The organism is Pseudomonas sp. FSL R10-0399 (assembly GCF_009600165.1).
Taxonomy (GTDB): Bacteria; Pseudomonadota; Gammaproteobacteria; order Pseudomonadales; family Pseudomonadaceae; genus Aquipseudomonas; species Aquipseudomonas helleri.
This window is the reverse complement of record NZ_WIWK01000050.1, coordinates 1-20,018: the sequence shown is the minus strand read 5'-3', so window position 1 is coordinate 20,018 and position 20,018 is coordinate 1. Positions and strand designations below refer to the sequence as shown.

13 protein-coding genes are annotated in these 20,018 nt (G+C 55.7%); 6 read left to right on the top strand and 7 right to left on the bottom strand.

Features of this window, described 5'->3' with window-relative positions; all coding sequences use genetic code 11:
* Window positions 1-8 precede the first annotated feature (8 nt).
* Window positions 9-572 (top strand): serine hydrolase domain-containing protein, encoded by a 564-nt coding sequence (locus tag GHO41_RS15545; protein WP_153428052.1) that lies wholly within the window; start codon window positions 9-11, stop codon window positions 570-572.
* Entirely contained in the window at window positions 569-1,726 is a 1,158-nt protein-coding gene (locus GHO41_RS15540) for an MFS transporter (protein WP_153389685.1), read from the top strand. The genes GHO41_RS15545 and GHO41_RS15540 overlap by 4 nt, the downstream gene beginning before the upstream one ends.
* 108 nt (window positions 1,727-1,834) lie before the next feature.
* Here the strand turns inward: GHO41_RS15540 and GHO41_RS15535 are convergent, their stop codons facing one another.
* The 5 genes from GHO41_RS15535 to GHO41_RS15515 form a co-directional block, all read right to left on the bottom strand.
* Entirely contained in the window at window positions 1,835-2,605 is a 771-nt protein-coding gene (locus GHO41_RS15535) for an ABC transporter ATP-binding protein (protein ID WP_153389686.1), read from the bottom strand.
* Complete coding sequence (locus GHO41_RS15530; RefSeq protein WP_153428053.1) at window positions 2,602-3,663, bottom strand: iron ABC transporter permease; 1,062 nt, start codon at window positions 3,661-3,663, stop codon at window positions 2,602-2,604. Before GHO41_RS15530 ends, GHO41_RS15535 begins: the two co-directional genes overlap by 4 nt.
* A complete protein-coding gene (locus GHO41_RS15525; RefSeq protein ID WP_228393559.1) occupies window positions 3,660-4,712 on the bottom strand; it encodes an ABC transporter substrate-binding protein in 1,053 nt (350 codons plus the stop codon). The genes GHO41_RS15530 and GHO41_RS15525 overlap by 4 nt, the downstream gene beginning before the upstream one ends.
* 89 nt (window positions 4,713-4,801) lie before the next feature.
* On the bottom strand, window positions 4,802-5,482 hold the full coding sequence (locus tag GHO41_RS15520; RefSeq protein WP_153434062.1) for a Fe2+-dependent dioxygenase: 681 nt from the start codon (window positions 5,480-5,482) through the stop codon (window positions 4,802-4,804).
* A 24-nt stretch (window positions 5,483-5,506) separates the two neighbouring features.
* Complete coding sequence (locus GHO41_RS15515; RefSeq protein WP_153434061.1) at window positions 5,507-7,885, bottom strand: TonB-dependent siderophore receptor; 2,379 nt, start codon at window positions 7,883-7,885, stop codon at window positions 5,507-5,509.
* A 189-nt stretch (window positions 7,886-8,074) separates the two neighbouring features.
* Between GHO41_RS15515 and GHO41_RS15510 the strand changes: the two genes are divergently transcribed.
* Complete coding sequence (locus tag GHO41_RS15510) at window positions 8,075-8,785, top strand: response regulator (RefSeq protein ID WP_123749294.1); 711 nt, start codon at window positions 8,075-8,077, stop codon at window positions 8,783-8,785.
* Entirely contained in the window at window positions 8,782-10,170 is a 1,389-nt protein-coding gene (locus GHO41_RS15505) for an ATP-binding protein (protein WP_153434060.1), read from the top strand. Before GHO41_RS15510 ends, GHO41_RS15505 begins: the two co-directional genes overlap by 4 nt.
* A 132-nt stretch (window positions 10,171-10,302) precedes the next feature.
* Here the strand turns inward: GHO41_RS15505 and mtlD are convergent, their stop codons facing one another.
* Both mtlD and GHO41_RS15495 read right to left on the bottom strand, forming a co-directional pair.
* Window positions 10,303-12,429, bottom strand: a complete 2,127-nt coding sequence (mtlD, locus tag GHO41_RS15500) for a bifunctional mannitol-1-phosphate dehydrogenase/phosphatase (protein WP_153434059.1) — start codon at window positions 12,427-12,429, stop codon at window positions 10,303-10,305.
* Between the two features lie 566 nt (window positions 12,430-12,995).
* Entirely contained in the window at window positions 12,996-13,994 is a 999-nt protein-coding gene (locus tag GHO41_RS15495) for an alpha/beta fold hydrolase (RefSeq protein WP_256678783.1), read from the bottom strand.
* A 307-nt stretch (window positions 13,995-14,301) separates the two neighbouring features.
* On the opposite strand from GHO41_RS15495, the gene GHO41_RS15490 reads away from it, so the two are divergent.
* Both GHO41_RS15490 and GHO41_RS15485 read left to right on the top strand, forming a co-directional pair.
* The gene (locus tag GHO41_RS15490) at window positions 14,302-17,202 is read left to right on the top strand and encodes a Tc toxin subunit A (protein WP_153434057.1); all 2,901 of its coding nucleotides are present in this window, start codon (window positions 14,302-14,304) and stop codon (window positions 17,200-17,202) included.
* Between the two features lie 32 nt (window positions 17,203-17,234).
* The gene (locus GHO41_RS15485; RefSeq protein ID WP_153434056.1) at window positions 17,235-19,955 is read left to right on the top strand and encodes a neuraminidase-like domain-containing protein; all 2,721 of its coding nucleotides are present in this window, start codon (window positions 17,235-17,237) and stop codon (window positions 19,953-19,955) included.
* The last annotated feature ends 63 nt before the right edge of the window (window positions 19,956-20,018 follow it).

Below are 20,018 nucleotides of genomic sequence, written 5' to 3'. Positions count from 1 at the left end.
GAGTGACCATGACCGCTTTCACCTATCCCCTGCCCCAAGGCGTTACTTCGGCGCAGCAATCTGAACGTATCCAGGCCGTTGTCCAGGAGGCGCTGGATGACCAACGGCTGTATGCCCGGGCGGGCGTCTCCTACGGCATGGGCGCTTCGAGCATCAGCCTGGAAGAAAACTTGCGCCGCATTGCCAGCGTGCCATTGCTGTTTGAGCCAGGTACTCAATGGCGCTATTCGCTGCCCACCGATGTCCTCGGTGCCTTGGTTGCGCGCATTCAAGGGGTGCCGCTGGACGACGCTATCAAGCAATTGGTGACAGGGCCATTGGGCATGCTCGAAACCGGTTTTACCGCACATGCCCCACAGCGAGTAGCCGCCGCCTACGTCAATGGCCAACCACCGCATCGACTTGGCGAGGGTGAATGTGTGCCAGTGGTTGAAGGCACCGCAGGCATTGATTACAGCCCTGAGCTCATCTTCGATGCGGGCGCTTTCCCTTCAGCAGGCGCTGGCATGTCCGGGCGCTTCGTCAGCGATCTGCGCGATGCGGTCTACGGTGGTCTGGCGGTGCGTCCATGAGCCGCAGCGCAAGCCAGGCTGATACTGAGCGCCTGCCATTGGCCCCGCTGCTGGCACTGGCCATGACCGCTTTTATCATCATCCTCACCGAAGCCTTGCCCGCCGGGCTGCTACCACAAATGGCCGAAGGCCTGGCTGTTTCCGAGGCGTGGGTGGGCCAGACCGTGACGATCTACGCCATCGGCTCGCTGTTGGCAGCCATTCCGTTGACTGCCGCCACGCAGGGCATGCGCCGGCGCCCATTGCTGTTGATCGCGATTGCCGGTTTTGTGGTGGCTAACACCGTGACGACGCTGTCTACCAGTTATGCGCTGACAATGCTGGCGCGCTTTCTTGCAGGCATGTCGGCGGGGTTATTGTGGGCATTGCTGGCGGGTTATGCCGCACGCATGGTGCCGCCCCATCAACAAGGTCGGGCGATTGCAGTAGCAATGGTCGGCACCCCGCTGGCCCTGTCGCTGGGTGTTCCGGCGGGCACGTTCCTGGGGGCGTTGGTGGGTTGGCGTATCTGCTTCGCGATCATGAGCGGGCTGGCCGTACTGCTGATGTTCTGGGTGCGCTTGCAAGTGCCGGATTTTGCCGGGCATACATCAGAAAAGCGCCTGCCGTTGCGTCAGGTATTCCAGTTACCCGGCGTACGCTCGGTGCTGTTGGTGGTGCTGGCTTTTGTCCTGGCGCACAACATTCTCTATACCTACATCGCGCCGTACTTGGGCGCGGCAGGCATGGCCGGGCGTACGGGCTTGGTGCTGTTGGTGTTTGGCTTGACGTCCCTGCTGGGCATTTGGCTTATCGGTGTCTTGATCGATCGTCATCTGCGCATGCTGACACTCACCAGCGTTGCCGTTTTTGCCCTTGCAGCCCTGGCATTGGGCCTTGCAGGCAAGGTGCCGGGCATTGTTTACCTGGCGGTGGGCGCTTGGGGTTTGGCCTTCGGTGGCGCCGCCACCCTGTTTCAAACCGCCATGGCCAAGGCGGCTGCCCCCGCGACAGACGTCGCCCAATCAATGCTGGTAACCGCCTGGAATACCGCCATTGCAGGCGGTGGGATTCTCGGCGGCGTATTGCTGGAGCAACTGGGTGTCAGCGCCTTCGCCCCGGTGGTGCTGGTGCTATTGGTGGCGAGCTTTTGGGTGGTGTTGAAGAGCAGATAACTACCCTGAAAACTGTAGGAGCGAGCTTGTCTCGCGATCTTTTAAAAGATCAAAAGATCGCGAGGCAAGCTCGCTCCTACAGGGCCTTTACAATCAATAAGTTACTTATTAGACAGGGCAATCCACCAATACTTGCAGGGTCTGTTGCGAGCAGCGCTCGACCCGTGCCTTGACGCCGTATACATCGGCAAACAATTGCGGGGTCAGTACATCCTCTGCGGCGCCAAAGCCCATGATTCGCCCGTCACGCAACACCGCAATGGTGTCGGCATAACGCGCCGCAAGGCTGATGTCGTGCATCACGATCACCGCGATCAATTGATGCTGGCGAACCATGTCGCGCACGCATTCCATCACCCGCAGCTGGTAGCTCAGGTCCAGCGCGCTGGTGGGCTCATCCAGCAGCATGACGCTCGGACGACGCGCAATCAGTTGCCCCAGGCTGACCAGTTGCCGCTGCCCGCCCGAGAGCGCATTGAGCATGCGATCCGCCAGGTGTTCAATGCCAATGCGCTGCAAGGCGGCATAGGCCTGTTCCAGGTAATCACCGCCGCTGCCACCGACACGCAAGGCCGCCATGACGCTTTCGATCACACTGAGCCCCAGCCCCGGCGGCAGGTGTTGCGGCATGTAAGTGATGAGTCGCGCTCGCTCCGACACCGACATCGTCGTCAGTTGCCGGTCTTGCAAGCTGACCGTGCCCTGCAAGCGTTCAAGCCCCGCCAGGCCGCGTAGCAACGTGGATTTGCCGGCACCATTGGGCCCGATCAACGCGGTGAGAGTGCCGGGTTGCAGCTCGGGCAATGACGCATCTGCAATCACCACGCGACGGCCATAAGTCACCTGAGCATGGCTGATCACTAAGCCTTGAGCACTCATAGCTGCCGACCCCGCTTGAACACCAGCGCCACAAAAATCGGCACGCCCACCAAAGCGGTGACAATGCCGACCGGCACGATCACCCCCGGCATGATGATTTTGCTGACCACCGAGGACAGTGACAGCAAGAGTGCCCCCACCAGCGCGCTGGCCGGGAATAGAAAGCGCTGGTCTTCACCAATCAAAATGCGCGCAATGTGCGGGCCTACCAGGCCGATAAAGCCAATGGTCCCAACAAAGGCCACCGCCGTCGCCGACAGCAAGCTGATGCGCAGCAGCGAGAAAAACCGCAGCCGACGCACGTCAACACCAAAGCTTTGCGCGCGGTCTTCGCCCATGCGCAACAAGGTCATGCGCGAAGACGCGTGCAGCGAAAACGGCAAGATCAGCGCCAGCACCACAGCGAGAATGCTCAGTTTGTCCCAATTGGCCCGCGCGACGCTGCCCAGGCTCCAGAACACCAATTGTTGCAGCACATCTTCAGTGGCCAGCAACTGCAACAGCGCCACCAGCGCGTTACAGCTGAACACCAGGGCAATGCCGAACAGCACCAGGGTTTCGACCCCTGCCCCCCTTAATCGCGACATGCCATGCAGCAAAAACATCGAGCCACAGGCAAACACGAATGCGGACAACGCGACGATAGAATCGCGGCTCAATAAAGCGCTGCTGACCGGAAAAACAATGATCAGCGAAGCACCCAGCGCAGCCGCCGACGACACACCGAGGGTAAAGGGGCTGGCCAGCGGGTTATTCAGGATGGCCTGCATTTCTGCACCGGCCAGTGACAGCGCGGCGCCTACCAGCACCGCCATCAGCGCGTAGGGCAAGCGCACATTCCAGATGATCACCCGGTCAGTCACGGCCAAGTTTTGTGGGTGCAACAGGCCGTCGACCAAAGCCCCAAGGGTCATCCCCGAGGAGCCGGTCGACAGATCGAGCAACACCGCCGCGACCAACGCAATGCCGATACCCGCCAACAAGCCGACCCGTCGCGCCAGCAGACGCCGGTAGCCGTGGCTGGCAGCGGCCACGGCGGGGTTCAGGTGCGCGGTCATTTCTGCTCACTGATCCAGTATTGGCCTGCCAGTGGCATGCCGAGGAACTGCTGGTTGATTTGCTCCAGCGTGTGCTGCGGGTCAAGGGAGGCGAATTTCTCGGGGTGAATCCACTTGGCCATGGCCTCGATCGCCAGGATGTTGTACGGCGAGTTGTAAAAGTCATGCCACAAGCCATGCACATTGCCTTCGCGAATCGCTCGTAGTTGGGCGAACTCAGGGCGGCTCAACACCTGCTTGAGCGACGCCTGGGCCGTGGCCTGGTCAATGCCTGCGCCCATCATCACGCCCGGCTTTTGATTGCCGGTGAGGATGTAAATGTCCGGATCAGCCTTGAGCGCATATTCAACACTGATATCGCCCAGTGCACCGGGCACGACGCCAGCGGCAATATTGCGCCCGCCCACCAGGTTGATCAGTTCGCCCATGCCGCCTTTGCCCGTGGTATGCCCGGGGTTGGCCCAGACCCCGGCCAGCAGTTCGAGAAACACGCTTGGGCGTTTGCTGTCGTCGATTGCGCCCAAGGTTTCGGTGATGTGGTCAATGTGCTGCTGGTAGAAATCCAGGAAGGCATTAGCTTCAGTTTCACGTCCCAACGCCTTACCCAGTGCGGTCATGCTGTCATGGGTGCCCTGAACCGGGTTGACCCGAAAGTCGACAAACAACACCGGGATGCCAGCTTTTTCGAGGATATCGGCTACCGGGCTGTGCTCGGTCGGGCCATGCCCGGAGATGCTGAACACCGCCAGGTCCGGCTTCAGCGAGAGGATTTCCTCGGCGCTGACGCTCTGCTCCGAGGCCTGGCCAATCAGCGGAATGTCTTTGACCTCTGGAAACTTCGCCACGTAAGCGGCGTAGGTATTGGGGTCAAGTTTGCGCAGGTCGTTCTGCCAGCCCACGACACGCTTAAAAGGCTGATCGCGGTCAAGAATGGCCAGCGTCGAAATCAATCGACCCTCGCCCAGCACCACCCGCTGCACATGTTCCGGCACGTCGACCACCCGACCCAGCACGTCGGTGACGTCTTTAGCCCAGGCCGACGACACCATGCCGAACCCGCCAACGATTAACACCACCAGCAATGACCACACGCGTGTAAACGATTTGGACACGATTAATCTCCCACTAAATGAAGGGCTCACACGTCGCTCCAGCGACGCAAGAGGTTGTGGTACACGCCGCTGAGTTGCAGCAGCGACTCGTCATCGGCCTGTTGTGCGTTCAGGCGCTGAATGGCTACATCCATGTCGAGCAACAGGCTTCGCTGGCTGTCTTCGCGGACCAGGCTTTCGATCCAGAAAAATGCGGCCACCCGCTCGCCGCGGGTGACGGGATTGACCTTGTGCACGCTGGTGCCGGGGTACAGCACCAGATGCCCGGCCGGTAACTTGACGCTGCGCTCGCCAAAGGTGTCGCGGATGACCAGTTCGCCGCCGTCGTAGGTCTGCGGGTCGGTCAAAAACAAGGTGGCGGACAGGTCGGTGCGTACTCGTTCGCGCACACCTTTGATACCGCGAATGGCGTTGTCGATATGAAAGCCGAACGCCTCACCGCCGCTGTAACGATTGAACAAGGGCGGATAGATCCGCTTGGGCAGCGCCGCCGACATAAACAGCGCGTTCTCGGACAACCGCGCGAGGATGCGCTGGCCAAACAACACACCCAACGCAGATTCCTCGTTCAATTGGCGGTTGAACTTGTCACGGGCCGAGCGCTGCCCGGCCGTGACTTTGCCATCGACCCACGGTTCAGCGAGCAGCCGCGTGCGCATCTCGTCCACTTCGTCGGCGGTAAAGACGTCGGAAATCTCGATCAACATGCGCGACTCCCGCGCCCGGCAGGCTTAAAAGTCATAGTCGATGCTGGCGGTCAGCGTGCGCCCGGCACCCGGTACGCCATACAACTGGAAACCATCCAGGGAGGCGCCGATACGGCTGAAATAAAAGGTGTTGAACAGGTTGTCGACGTTGAGGTTGACCGTGGTCTGGCGGTTGACCTTGTACTGCGCCGCTACGTAGTGCACCCAGTAGCCTGGCGCCTTTTCTTTGTCGCGGGTATAGATCGGCAGCACCCCGGACGGGCCGTCAGCGTTGCTGCTGTTATTGTTCAGCCCGCCCACGTATTTGTTGTCGGTGTAACGGCGACGCCCGACATAGTTGGCACCGTAGCTGAAGCTCAGATCATCGGTGAAGGCATAGGTGGTCCAGAGATTGGCGGTCAGGTCGGGAACGTTCTTGGCCTCTTCACCTTTGTTGACGCCCTTGGTCTGATCGCTTTTAAGCGCCGAGAAACCGCTGTAAGCCGTCCAGCGCTCGGTAATGTTGCCTTGCAGGCCCAACTCGACGCCGTCGACCCGTTTGGCCGGCAGTGCGCGCACCGGCGAAGCATCGCCTTCGGTGTATTCCCAGGAGTTTTCCAGCTCGGTACGGAAAATCGCCGCCGTCACGCTGATGCCTTTATCCAGCAAGTCCCACTTGGTGCCGAGTTCATAGGTTTTCGATTGGGCGGGCTTGTAGCTGCTGGTGCTCGCCGCGCCATAGATCTGGTTGTTGGTCGAGGCCCCCACCGCCGAAGGCTGCGCCGATTGGCTGTATGACGCGTAAATAGTGCCGTTTGGCCGGGGTTTGAACACCACACCGGCACGGCCGCTCCAGGCGCCCGAGGTGTCTTTGATATTCGCCTGGCCGCTCTGGGTGGTTTCAGCGGTCCAGTGGTCGTAGCGCAGTGAGCCCATCACTTGCCACCACTGATTGAGGGTCAGGGTGTCGGCCGCGTACAACCCGGCGTTGTCGATACTGGAGCGCGGTTCGTTAAAGCCTTTAGTGGTGTAAACCGTATCAAAGCTGTGTTGCGGGTCGCCCATGTCGAACGTCATGTTCGCCGCCGGGACCTTGGCGTTGCGGTGGAGGCCGCCGTAGGTTTCGTGGTAGAGATCCAGGCCGGTCACAGCCTTATGGCTGATGGAGCCGGTGTCGAAGGCAAAGCTGAGGTCGGTCTGGTTGTCGAGGATGGTGTAGCGCTTGGACAGGCCGAAATCGCTGCCGCGCAACACACCGTTGGCGGTGCTGCCGTTGTTGGTGTAATCGGTGTACACCTTGACCCCGTTGACCGTCGACACAGGGCCCACGCCGACATAACCCAGGGTGGCGCAACGCGTGCCGGTGCAGGTCTTGGAACCATCCGGGTTAGCGGAGAAAAACCGTGCCGGGGACAAGACCGCAAAGTTGTCAGTCTGCTGCCAGCGCACCTGGTTGGTCAGCAAGGCGCCGTTGTCAAAGTCATGTTCCAGCTTCCCGGTCAGCGAGGTGGTCTCGGTCTGCTGGGTGTACAAACTGGAGTCGCCGTACCAATTGTTGCGCTTCACGCCAGGCATGCGTTTGCCATCGGTGCCGCGCAAAATCGGCAAGCCGCCGTCAGGGGTGTTGTCGTCCTTTTGATAGAAAAAATCGAGGTAAGCACGGGTCGGTGTCGACAAGCCCAAGGCCAGAGAGGTCGCGATGCCCCAGCGGTCGTAATCGACGTCATCACGGTCGGCCACCTGGCTTTCATGCTTCATCAGGTTGATGCGCACGGCGCTGGTGTCGGTCAGTTCCTGGTTGATGTCGGCGGTCACCCGACGGTAACCGTCGGTGCCGACACCGGCAGAGATACGGTTGGCATCGCCCAAATGGGCTTCCTTGCTCACCAGGTTGACGCTGCCGCCCACCGCCGAAATGCCTGACTCAATCGCGCCGGTACCTTTGAAGACTTCAGCCTGTTGCAGGTTAAAGGTGTCATTGCGACTCGACATGCCCGCATCGCGCACGCCATCGACTGTCAGGCTTTGCTCGGACGAAAACCCGCGTATAGAAAACAGGTCGCCCCAGCCCAGGTTGCCCTCCCCTGACATAAAGGTGATGCCCGGTACGTTGCGCAGAATGTCTTGCAGGCTCTGCGCATTCTGCTCCTTGAGCACTTGTTGGGGCACGATGGTGATACTTTGCGGGGCGTCCAGCAGCGGTGTCATGACTTTGCGCGAGGACACTTCGTCCACCTTGAACGGTGAATCGTAGCTACCCTGAACGCTCAAGGCAGGCAAGGTCAGGGCAGCGTCAGCTTGCTCGGCAGCACGGGTTGGCACGCTGAAGACTCCGAGCGCCATCACTCCGATAAAGGGCGCCAGCGTCCCGTTCAAGGCATAAGGGGTATTGCGAACAACAGCCGCATCGGGTGACGATGGCATCGGACCTTCCTTAATTACAATGACTCGCATTTAGATTCGCCATTCTAAAGAGGGTCATTGCCGGCAATTGTTCGACTTTGTATTGGCGGCGCATGAAAATCGCCGCCACAACATTTCATTACATTTCGCTGGCCTCGCCATCGCAAAATCCGCTATTGCACATCTTTCCCAAGGCCCAGACGAGTTCACATGTCCAAGCTAGATCACGTATTAATCGTCGATGACGACCCCGAAATCCGCCAACTGCTGGCCGAGTACCTGCGCGATGCCGGCTATCAGACGTCAACGGCTTGTGACGGCAAGGAGATGCATCGCCGCCTGGAGATGAACGTCATTGACCTGATCGTGCTCGACCTGATGCTGCCCGGCGAAGACGGCCTCAGCCTGTGCCGCACGTTACGGGTGACCTCCAATATTCCGGTGATCATGCTCACCGCACGCGGCAGCCTGATCGACCGGATCGTCGGCCTGGAGATTGGCGCGGATGATTACCTGCCCAAACCGTTCGATCCGCGAGAATTGCTGGTGCGAATCAAGGTGGTCTTGCGCCGGGCGCAGAGTTTTCCGGAGCGGGCACGGGTCGACGAAGCGCCCTATGTGAACTTCGACGGCTGGCGCCTCGACACCCGCGCGCGGCAAGTGCTGTCCCCCGAAGGGCTGGTGATCAGCCTCGGCAATTCTGACTACCGCGTGCTGCGCTTATTGTTACAGCACCCTAACCGCCCGCTGAGCCGGGATTTTTTGCTTAATCATGTGTTTGAGAAAGACAGCACGCCTTTCGACCGCTCGATTGATGTGTGCGTCAGCCGCCTGCGTCAGCAACTGACACCCGAGCTGATCAAAACCGTGCGCAACGAAGGCTACATGCTGACCTCAAGCAAGGTGACCCACGAATCATGAAGCTGATACCACGCACCCTCTATGGGCGACTGGTGATCATTCTGGTGGCCGGTATGCTCGGCGCCCAGGTGGCCACCAGCAGCATCTGGTATGACGTGCGTCACAGCCAGGTGCTGGAAATCCCGACGCGGCTGATTGCCAGCCGCCTGGCCGATATCGTGCGGGTGTCAGCGTCCAGCCCCGAGAACACCGCCCTGTTGCTGAGTACATTGAATACACCGGATTTTCAGTTGACCGAGCGCGATGCTCCTCTCCCCGCCAGCTCGCGGCTGTCGACTCAAGATCAAGCAACTGAAGACCTGCTGAAAAATCTGATCAATGAAAAAACCGGCACCCGCACACCGCTGCGCTTACTCAACTTGACCCTGATCGATCAACAGGGCCAAAAAGCCGGGATCAACAGCTTGTTCGGCTCTAGCCCGGTCGCGGGCCAATACGCCCTTGAGTTGCAACTGCCCGACGGGCGCTGGCTGCAGGTGCAGGCCAAAGAAGACCAAGGCTGGACTAGCCTGTCCCCTGCCGATGTGATGCTCGACTACTTTTGGCGTATCTACCTGGTGCGCATCATCGTGCTGGTGATCATCGCCCTGTTTGCCGTGCGCCTGGCCATTCGGCCTTTAAACCAACTGGCTCAGGCCGCCCAGGCGCTGGGCAACGATATCCGCCGCAAGCCACTGGAAGTCGAAGGGCCGGTGGAAGTCCGCCGCGCCGCCGAGGCTTTCAATCTTATGCAACAGCGTCTGCTGCACAGCCTGGCCGAACGCACACGTTTTTTGGCGGCGGTGTCCCATGACCTGCGCTCGCCAATCACCCGCCTGCGCCTGCGCACCGAAATGCTTGATGACGAGCAACAAAAGCAGCGTTTTCGCAAAGACCTGACCGACATGGAGGGGTTGGTGTCGACCACGCTGGAGTTTGTCAGCAGTGGTGAAATCAACGAAGCCCGGCAGAACATCGACATCAACGCCTTGTTGCAGAGCTTGCAGGCTGACCTGCAAGACATTGGCGAGCACATCACCCTGACAGGCCGCGCCAAACACCCGGTGTCGGGTTATGCCCGCAGCCTCAAGCGGTGTGTGCAAAACCTGCTGGAAAATGCCGTGCGCTACGCCCGTGACGTGCAGGTGATCGTCGATGAGCAACCTGAGCAATTAGTCATTACCGTGCGCGACAGCGGCCCAGGTATTGCGCCCGAGCAACTGACTCAAGTGCTGGAGCCCTTTTATCGCCTCGACACTTCGCGCAACAGCAGCACCGGCGGCTACGGCCTGGGTTTGAGCATTGCCCAGACCGTAGCAACGGCCCATGGCGGCACGTTGGTGCTGCGTAACCGCCCCGAAGGCGGGCTGGATGCCGTATTGACGTTAAAGATCTGTAGTCGCTGACGAGCGGAGCGAGGCTGCGATCGAGGACGCAGTCGTCGTAAATGCGGGCAATGCGGTGTCTCAGGCATACCCTGTCATGGGATTTTACGGCTGCTGCGCAACCGATCGCAGCCTCGCTTCGTTCCTCAGCGACTACAAGCCACAGACGGCAGGCAGTTGTTCGTGTAATCGAGCAAACTGCTTGCTAATGGATTTCACCAACGCAGCATCTGCCACCGGGTCCAGCCCAGGATAAGCTTTGCCGTTGTAGGGGCCGCTGTAGGTCAGTACGTCTTCAATGTTCCCCGACGCTTCATACACGCTGCGGATCAACTGGCTTTCCGGGTCTTTGCTGTCGGCGCAATACACTGCGTAATGCAACGCCAGTGCGCTGCCAAACTCCAGGGCGCTGCTGTCAATGCCGTGCTTTCTGGCCAGATCAATGCTGCGAAAAATACGTTCGTTGCGCTGCAGTTTACGTAACGGATCACGCCCGACGCGGGCACACGGGTCTTTGAACGAGGTGTTGCAGCGCTCCAAAAAGGTTTTCGAAAAATCTGCCACCGCCTCGGCCATCTGCGGGTATTCAGCCACCAGTGCCGGGCCAACCTCTTGGTGAATCAAACGCTCAGCCAGAGCGCTGACCCGCGCATCGCCCATGCCCTGCCCCAACACGTTGTAACCCAGCACACTGGCGTACCAGGCAATGATCGCGTGCGGGCCGTTCCACAGCAGGTTTTTCATGACCTGGGTCTGGCTGATGTCTTCCACGGTTTTGACCTGACGCAAACGCTCCAGCAGATTACTGCTGCGCTCTGCGTACAGCGGCATGTCCGACTCGCTGTTAAACAAAATCAGGTGCAACTGGCTGAGGGCGTTGCTCGACTGGGCAAAGGGCCGAAAACGTGCGATCAAACGCTCGTACTCTGGCGCAGGCACTTTAGGCGAAGTTTTACGGGGCAATGGCTGCTCATCCAGGCTGTTCTGGAAAATCTTCGACTTGATGCGCAACTGCCGCACCAGTGCGTCGTTGGAAATCTTCGAGACGATGCGACTGACCACCGTTTCTGCAAAATGGGTGTTATCAAGAATTTTTTGCGCAATCTCCGGCGACACTAGCTGAGCCAGCTGGGTTTTCACGTGACGCCTTACAAAATCGGCCCCGCCCACTTTATTCAATACCGTCAAAATCGTCAGTTCACGCCCGCGTCGCTCGTAGCGGCGGATCAATCCCTTGGCAATCACGTGCGCCTGATTGCGAATGGCCGTTTCGGGCAGGCTCAGCCCGATGATTTCCGCCACGTCGTACATGCGGATCACAGCTTCGGCGTCGTCCAGGTCGATCATGGTCAGGTTATCGATGGTCTGGTCGAATGACGTCGCGCCATAGCGCACGCTGTAGCGGCCAAATGCCTGGATGGTGTCGCGCAACATCCGCGAGCGGGTCGCGGCAATGATTTCACACGGCCGGGTATAGCCATCCCAGTGAGAGAAAATCTGCGTCAGGTAGCCGCCGCCCATGGCGCCAAAACCATGAATCCCGACGCTGAACTGGTTGAACGCCTGCGGGAAGCTCTCGGTCAGCTCCGGCGTGCCCAGGTCGGGCATGCAGTCGTTCAAGTCAGCCAAAAACTCGTGCATGTTCTGATAAGCCTTCAAAGCGCCGGCCTTGACCTCGGGCGCGGGGGCTTTGATGTCTTCGATGAGAATCGGCTGGCCTTCGGCGCGGATCGCCGAAAGCAAACCATTTTCGGAGTCTTCGAGCATCAGGCAATGCGGCGCCAGGCAATTCAGCGCACTGGCTGCGGTCAGGAAAATCTCTGGATGTGGCTTGCCTTGGGTCACTTCGTCACCGCACACCGTGACATCGAAATACTTCAGGACATTAGCGTTGATCAGGTATTCCTCGGCAATCGCACGCCGACTGGAGGTGGCAACGGCCATGGTCAGGCCGTATTTGCGCAGGCGTTCCAGAACTTCGAGCAAGCCATCCTTGATCGGTACGCCATGGTCACGCACATAGGCCAGTTCCAGCTCATCCGCGCGCTTGCGCACTTGGGCATAGGGGAAGTCTTCGCCATGATTGGCCTTGGCCAGCGCTTCGGCCTTTTTCGCGCTCAAGCCTAATGACCCAATAAGAGTTTCTTCACTCAGCGGCGTGCCGTGAAGCTCAACGGCAGCTTGCTTGAGGGTTTTGAAACGCAGGCGTTCGGTGTCAAACATGGTGCCATCCATATCAAAGATGGCGCTCAAGATTCTCTTGCCCTGGAAATAGATCATGGGGGTGTCGTTCCTTGTACTGCGAGCGCTTGGCCGCCTGTTTCTGGATGGCCAGCAAAGCGCTGATGGAGACCTGAAACCACTGTCCAGTAGACGCAGCAGGTCAACAATGAAAGGTTCAGATAAAAAGCCGGGCAGCCGTACTCGCCGTTAAAAACGTGCGGTAAACGCGCCGGTTGGGCGAACGATCAGAAAAAATCAGGCGGAGGGATGTAACAGTGGCGCCAGTTGGCGCTGCTACCTGAAAAGCAGGGTTTGAGGTGGGGTAAAGCGAGGTTTGCCAGGAGGCGGGAGATACACCCTGCGGTTGCGCGAACGCAGCCTTTTAGATGAGGCCCACATTGCGCAATCAGGGTGGCGAAATGTGAGCCGAACTGGCGATGGATACGTGTGCTTCCGTCCATAAGTGTTTGTCATTTCCTGTAAAACTATTGAATACCTTTTTAGCTATAACGCAGGTAAGCGCTCTAAATCAAGGTTTGATACGCAGATAAACCCGCCGTAGTCGCTGCCGCAGGCTGCGATCTTTTGATTTTTGCCCGCAATATCGCAGCCTGCGGCAGCGACTACAAACTGCTTAATCGCTCTATCAGCACCCGATTGAACCCCGCCGGATCTTCCATTTGTGGTGCATGGCCCATGCCGGGGAACTCGACGAGTTGCGCGCCAGGGATCAGCTTGGCCGCTTGCTTGCCCAAGACCTTGTAATGCCCGATTCTGGCCTTGACCTCGGGCGGTGCAATATCACTGCCGATGGCTGTGGTGTCGGCATCACCGATCAGCAACAACGTCGGCACTTTCAGGTTGGGCAATTCATAGAACACCGGCTGGGTAAAGATCATGTCGTAGATCAACGCCGAGTTCCACGCTACCCGCTTGTGCCCCGGCCCTTTGTTCAAGCCGGCCAGCATATCGACCCAGCGGTCGTACTCAGGCTTCCACTGCCCTGCATAGTAGGTGTTCTGTTCGTAGGTACGAATCCCTTTGGCATCCAGCTTCAATTCGCGCTCGTACCATTGGTCAACGCTGCGCCATGGCACGCCCAGGGCCTTCCAGTCTTCCAGACCGATGGGGTTGACCAGCACCAGCTTCTCGGTCTGCGGCGCGTACATCAGCGCGTAACGCGTGGCGAGCATACCGCCGGTGGAGTGGCCGATCACATCGGCTTTGTCGATGCCAAGGCTGGTCAGTAAAGCATGGGTGTTGGCTGACAACTGTTGAAAACTGTACTGGTAGTCTGCCGGTTTAGTTGAGCTGCAAAAACCAATCTGGTCCGGCGCCACCACCCGATAACCCGCATCGCTCAAGGCTTTGATGCTGTCACCCCAGGTCGCCGCGCAGAAGTTTTTGCCATGCAGCAACACGGCCGTGTGGCCATTGGCGGTGCCGGTCGGCGCTACATCCATATAGCCCATCTGTAGCGCTTGGCCCTGAGAGTGGAAGGCAAAGTGATGCAGCGGGTACGGGTATTGAAAACCTTGCAACTCCTCACCGTAGCTTGGCGTCGAGGGTTCGGACGCCGCATTGGCCATTAACGGTAAAGCGCAGGCGACCAACAGACACATGGATGAGCGCTTGATAAATGACATAGCTGTTCCTCAAAAGGCTGGGGCCAGACGCAGTACTGGAAAAAGCACACTGTCTTTTTCAACGGTCCTGGAGCGTCACACCAGACGATTAACCCAGGGTTAATGCCTCGCTTGGCTTTTTGTTCGCGCCATTATGTCAGGCAAGCAAAACGCCTTTATCTGTAACAAGAAGCGATATCTCCTAGCCTGCAAAGGGCCCGGTCTGGCTGCCTGCACCTGAGTGCCTTGATAGCTTCGAGGTGGCCAAAGGATCGTCCATTTGGCCCTAAGGAGTAGCCTTGCTATGCCCGATTCTCTCCCTCTGCTGCATTCGTTAATCGATTCTTCAGCGCCACCCGCCGATGGCAGGCTTGACTTCAAACAGACCATGACAGTGCTCAATCTGCACTCCGTCTTCGACATCATTCGCTTATCCAGAACCGAATTTATCGAGCAAGTGGCCCGACACTGCGATGACGATGCCGGCCAGGCCTATGACAACGCCTGCGGGTACGCCGCGCAGTTGGAGTTCCTGCACCGGGAGCAAGCGTCGCTCGGTGATGACGAGACCCGGCACAAACGCAGCCCGGACAGTGAAACCGATGCAGACCCTACCTATGCGGCCTTGTTTAAAGAGAACTGGAGTGCATTTTGCGAGGCATCATCAATCGCTGCGCTCGATTCGCCTGCGGCCTACTTGCGAGCCTTACACCTGTTTGCTGAACAGGTCGAGAAAACCGGTAAAGGCACCCGCGAGCGCATTACCCTTGCGATACGACGCCCTACACTAAAAGACATGGTAATAGACAACTCTAGCGTCTACAGGCAACTGCCTCTGCTGACCATCGTCAATGAAACCTTGACCGAACACTTGCAAATCCACCTGACCCAGAACTCCGGTATATACAAGAGCAAATCGGTGAATGAGGTGTTGGCAGGTACGCGCTACCCCTTTGATCTGCCCTTTGACCTTGCGCACCAACAATGCCTGCTGGGCTTGAGCGGTAACAAGCCCGGGCTGGGAGAACTAAATTATCGATTGAGCTTGAGTTTGCCGCTCGGTCAATTGCAATCAAACGCTTATGGAAAGGTCTACCAAGAGGCCTACGAGGCCCAGCGACTCCTTTCAGGGTTAAGTCCAGAACAACAGACCTTGTTAACCGAGCCGTTTTGGTCGGTGAGTAAATCCGATTTCAAGGCCCACTATGACAGTGATGAAGCAGCCCTGAACAAACTTGCTCATTTCATGCAGCAAACCGGGCTGACATCGGCACAGATGGATGAACTGCTCGCGCGAGGCAAGTACCGGCCCCGGCCCTCTAAAAATATACTGCCTGCACAGATGGCCAGTCTTTATGGCGCTTACTTCGTCAATGGCACAGAAAACGATTCAAGCACACGGTTAGATCTTAAAACCAATGATAACGGTCAGGTTGAGCTGCTGAACACCACTGCCGAGAAATTTGATCGTTTGCAACGCATGATCCGCTTGAAGCGCTGGTTAGAAGTACCTTACATACAACTGGATACCCTGATTCTCAGCGCTAGGCGTTGTGAAGACAGCCCGCTCCCAACCTTTGCTATTAATGACAACACCCTGCGTGTACTAGGCGTCTACCGCTACTTGAATCGTCGATACGGCCTGCAGGCTGAAGAGTTCTCAGCATTGCTCTACCACCTGCCTGTCCATGCGGTGGGAAACAGTGATTCACTGTTCGATCGAGTTTTCAACAGAGGGGCATTAAACGAACAGTCTCTGCAACTCGATGACAGCACTCTGAACCTGAACGCAACCGACATCGCCACACAAACCACCCTATATCAGATTTGTGCAGCACTTGGCCTTAGTAATACGAATGAGTCGCTAGGTTTTGTGGCCAAACGTACCCAACAGATTAGCGGCCATCTTAAAAAAGACTTAACAACGCTTTCTGCTTTTTACCGACAAGCGCGGATTGCCAGCCTGTTCGGGCTTTCAGTTATGGAGTGCGCTTATCTCGCTGAAATGCTGGGTACTGCAAACTCTTCTGAACACTGGGTCAAACCCAGCTTACGCTTTTCAGGTTCGAATTTGCCAGCGGACTTTCTCGATGTACTTATGCAAATGGACTGGGCAGTCAATTGGCTGAAGAGTAATGGCAGCACAGTACAGCAATTGCGCCATCAACTATTTCTGAGTGAGAAACCGCAGAACTCTGCTATCACCCAACAGTTAGAACAGCTCAATCAATTAATTGATAACTTCAAGAAAAACATATTCAACCTAGAAGAGATTGAAGCACTAACCTTGCCCAAGCTTAAGAGCAAGGCCAAGGCTACGGCCAACCCCAAGTTACCGTCCGCATCGCAAACCTGGCGCAGTTTGATTGCCCAACAGTTACTGCAACACTCCGACCTGAAGGCTCTTGAGCAAGGCGTATTGCATGTTATCTCTAGTCATATAGAGCTCACTACTGATACCCACACCGCCCAACAACAAAAAGATATAACTATCAAAACACTTAAGCCCCTTCTGTCGTCAGCCTATAAGCGCATTCAACCAGTTACCGAACACATTATGAGGGTGTTCAAGGACTCTTCACACCTGCCTGACTCGAGCGATTTACTCAAGCTTCGGCTTAAACATGTTGCTCGCCAATTCGTAAACGCACTCGCAAAGCCACGATCAGACTACGAACTCAAAAACCTGCTGTTAATGATCCCCGATGCAGAAAGCGCCTTGCAGTTGCCTCTGACGCGAGAGGCCTTGAACATATTTTTACTGAAGCCGCATTGGCTGGACAACCATAACGGTCCTCATTCAATGCTTAAATTGACCCTTAATACCCTGTATCTGTTTCAGCAATTCAATCACTGCATCACCACCTACGCAGTGACGCAAGACGTCCTGTTTAGTTACTTCGCGGTCTCAAACCCCGAACCCGAGAAAAGTGATGCGGCCGTGCTGGCCGAAAACTGCAATACATTGCTGGGGGCGATTCTCAATTGGGACCCCAAGGAAATTGAAGGTTTGGTCAATCGCTTGCCAGCAAAGCGTGTGCGTTCGATGCAGGAACTGGAGTGGCTGATGCGCGGGCATGACATCGCCACTATCACCGGGCTTTCCAGCAAATTGCTGCTGACAGCCACCGATTTAAACGCGCACATATCCCACCCTGATTGGCAACTGGTCGGCAAAGCCGTCTTCGCGGCGCAAAAACAATAACGTTTTCTTTCCGAATAACTCAAGGAACGGCCATGCCTCACACTCTCGATCAGCAACTCAATGAAAAACTGCGAACAGCACAACTTGCGCTTTATTTAACTCATGCAGTGTCCCAAGACACAGTTGTCAAACGACTTGGATTGGCACAAACACTCAAGACAGCTGAAGACCTTTACACCCATTGGTTACTGGATGTGCTTGTCAGTCAGGCTGTCCCCACCAGCCGGGTCGCTTGCGCCATTGCCAGCCTACAGCAATACGTCAATGGTATTTCACTGGGACTGGAGCCCGGCTATGACGTCGAGGGCATGTCGTCAGACCAACTTGCAACCTGGCAGAATACACTGCAAAACTACTCAATCTGGCATGCCAACCAGCAACTACGATATTTTCCTTCTACTTTCCTAAACCCGGAATTGCGCAATAACAAGACCGACAATTTCCAGAAAACTGAAAACGACATCAATCAAAATAGAATTCAATCCAGCACTGTTTTTTCTGCGGTACAAAGTTTTCTGGGGCGATTCGAAGACATTGCCAACCTGACAACGCTTAATGGTTACATTAACGGCCACATCGACAATATGGCCAATAGCACGTACTACTTCGTGGGAAAATCAAGATCAGAAAATACCTACTATTGGCGTTCATTGGACATGGCCAAACGAGCCACAGCCCCGTTCAGCGATAGCAGCAGCACTTCAAAACTGGATACACCCGAGCCCTCTGCTTGGACGGACTGGGAGAAAATCCCCTTACCCACGTCAGAAAACATTCCGGACCGAAGTGTACGACCCGTTTATTTCAACAATCGACTATTCATTATTTGGGCTCAAATAACAAAACCCACCTCATCATTTGGCGGGCCATCTCAGCTTTCTGAAACCACAGATATCCAGACCTCGGAACAGTTCAAAGTCCGATCCGAATCTAATCTAAGAATGCGTTATTCAAAAGTCAGTCTTAACTTCATACATCGAAAACCCGACGGTAGCTGGAGCACACCGAAAGTCTGCATTGATGAATACAATCACACAACACCAAGCACCGAGAATATCAATAGCGCCACTACCACCATCGCCACAGTAGACAGGTCAACCACCCCTCATTCTCTGTTTCTGGGAATACACATTGAAGGTGGTGGGAATACAAAAAGTGAAGCCACTTCAGATCTGACGCAAGGATTTTATCAGGCCATCAGGCTCGATCTGCAATTTGGCATTCGACACCTTTATTCTGCTGGAGCATCACATGACTTTAGTGCTTTTTCAAAATACGGCAATCCATCCGAACGGTACGCAGCAATCTTTGCAATTCATAACAAATTCAACTTCAATTTTCACGGACCACTCAGCAAAATTATTAAAGTCGAACATTTCAAAAACAGCACCCCTAACCCCAAGTCAGCCTCATGGAACTATGAAGACAAACAAGATCACATTAAAGACTTTTCAGAGGACAGCGAGCTGCAGCTCAACATTACTACCAACTCACTTGAAATCACTTCTACACTCACTAAAGATTTCCCTCAACATCAAAAACTCTTATTTGATTTCAGTAATGATCAAGATGAAATACGGCTTGAGCTGATCACAATTTTTAGCTCAACAGATCAACAAGAAAAAACCTTACACTCAGGCTCCTCAATTACATCCACTCAGCAAGAATTAGCCGGCCAGCATTTACTTAATATTGCAATTACCAACACGAGGACCCGCCAGACATTTTCTGGCTTCATCACCCCCCCCTCTAAATCGCAAGAGTTTAAGATTGAGAGTAGAGATATCACACTGGATTTGAGCAACTGGACGATAGACCAAGACATATTCAAACAATTATTTATTTCCATTAACGATTCGTATTCGATCAGTATTGAGGTTCAATTCCAGAACGAAGAAAAAACCACAAAACATTTTAACTTGGAAAGCGGAAAACTCAATTCATTCTATCGTACCTACAAACACATCATCATGAGGCTATTGGACACAGAGGTGCCTACTCCACCAAAAATAACTCGTGAAACTACGCTAATTTTGGGTGAAAACCATCGTCATTCACGCCACTACCTGAAAGGCACTTCACTGGAGCTAAAGTCTGGACACTCGATTAGCGCTCAAGTGCAACCCAACGCTCCATCACCACGCCCCAACAATGAGAACGACGAACAAATATTGACACAGCCCGAGCAGAACGGATTTACCCTTCTGCATGGTGTCATTATCCTTGAGGTCAAACTCAGAGACTCCGAACCTTATATACTGGGTTATGCACTAAAGGCGCTGACAACAACGCCAAATAAAGAAACTAAACTCATTATCCCGCTGGCTCCGAGACTCACTCGCATTACGTCAAACAACAATAGCCCTACCGAATTCATAGACTTTAGCGGCTCAAACATTAAATACAGTGATCCTCCACACAGAGGCGTACACCGCCAGCCTATTCGAATGAACACAGGTTTTGCCAAAACGCTTACAGAAGCGGCCAGCATCAGCCTAGAAACTCTCTTTTCACTCCCCTCCCACGCATGGCGCGAAGCGCCGCTGACAGTATATGACAATGACATGTTACTGAACTTTCATGGTGCTTATGGCAAGTACTACTGGGAGCTTTTTTTGTACCTGCCTTGGCTAGTTGCGTATCGCTTGAATATGGAACAACGCTATGCCGAGGCTCAAGAATGGCTGCATTATCTTTTTAACCCGGGTAGCAAAACTGACCCTAAGGATAAAAAATCCAGCCTGAATTCATAGAATAAGCGCAACGCTTGAAACGAGAGGCAGAGAGCCAGCCACCGGTAGAATCCAGGCTCTCAC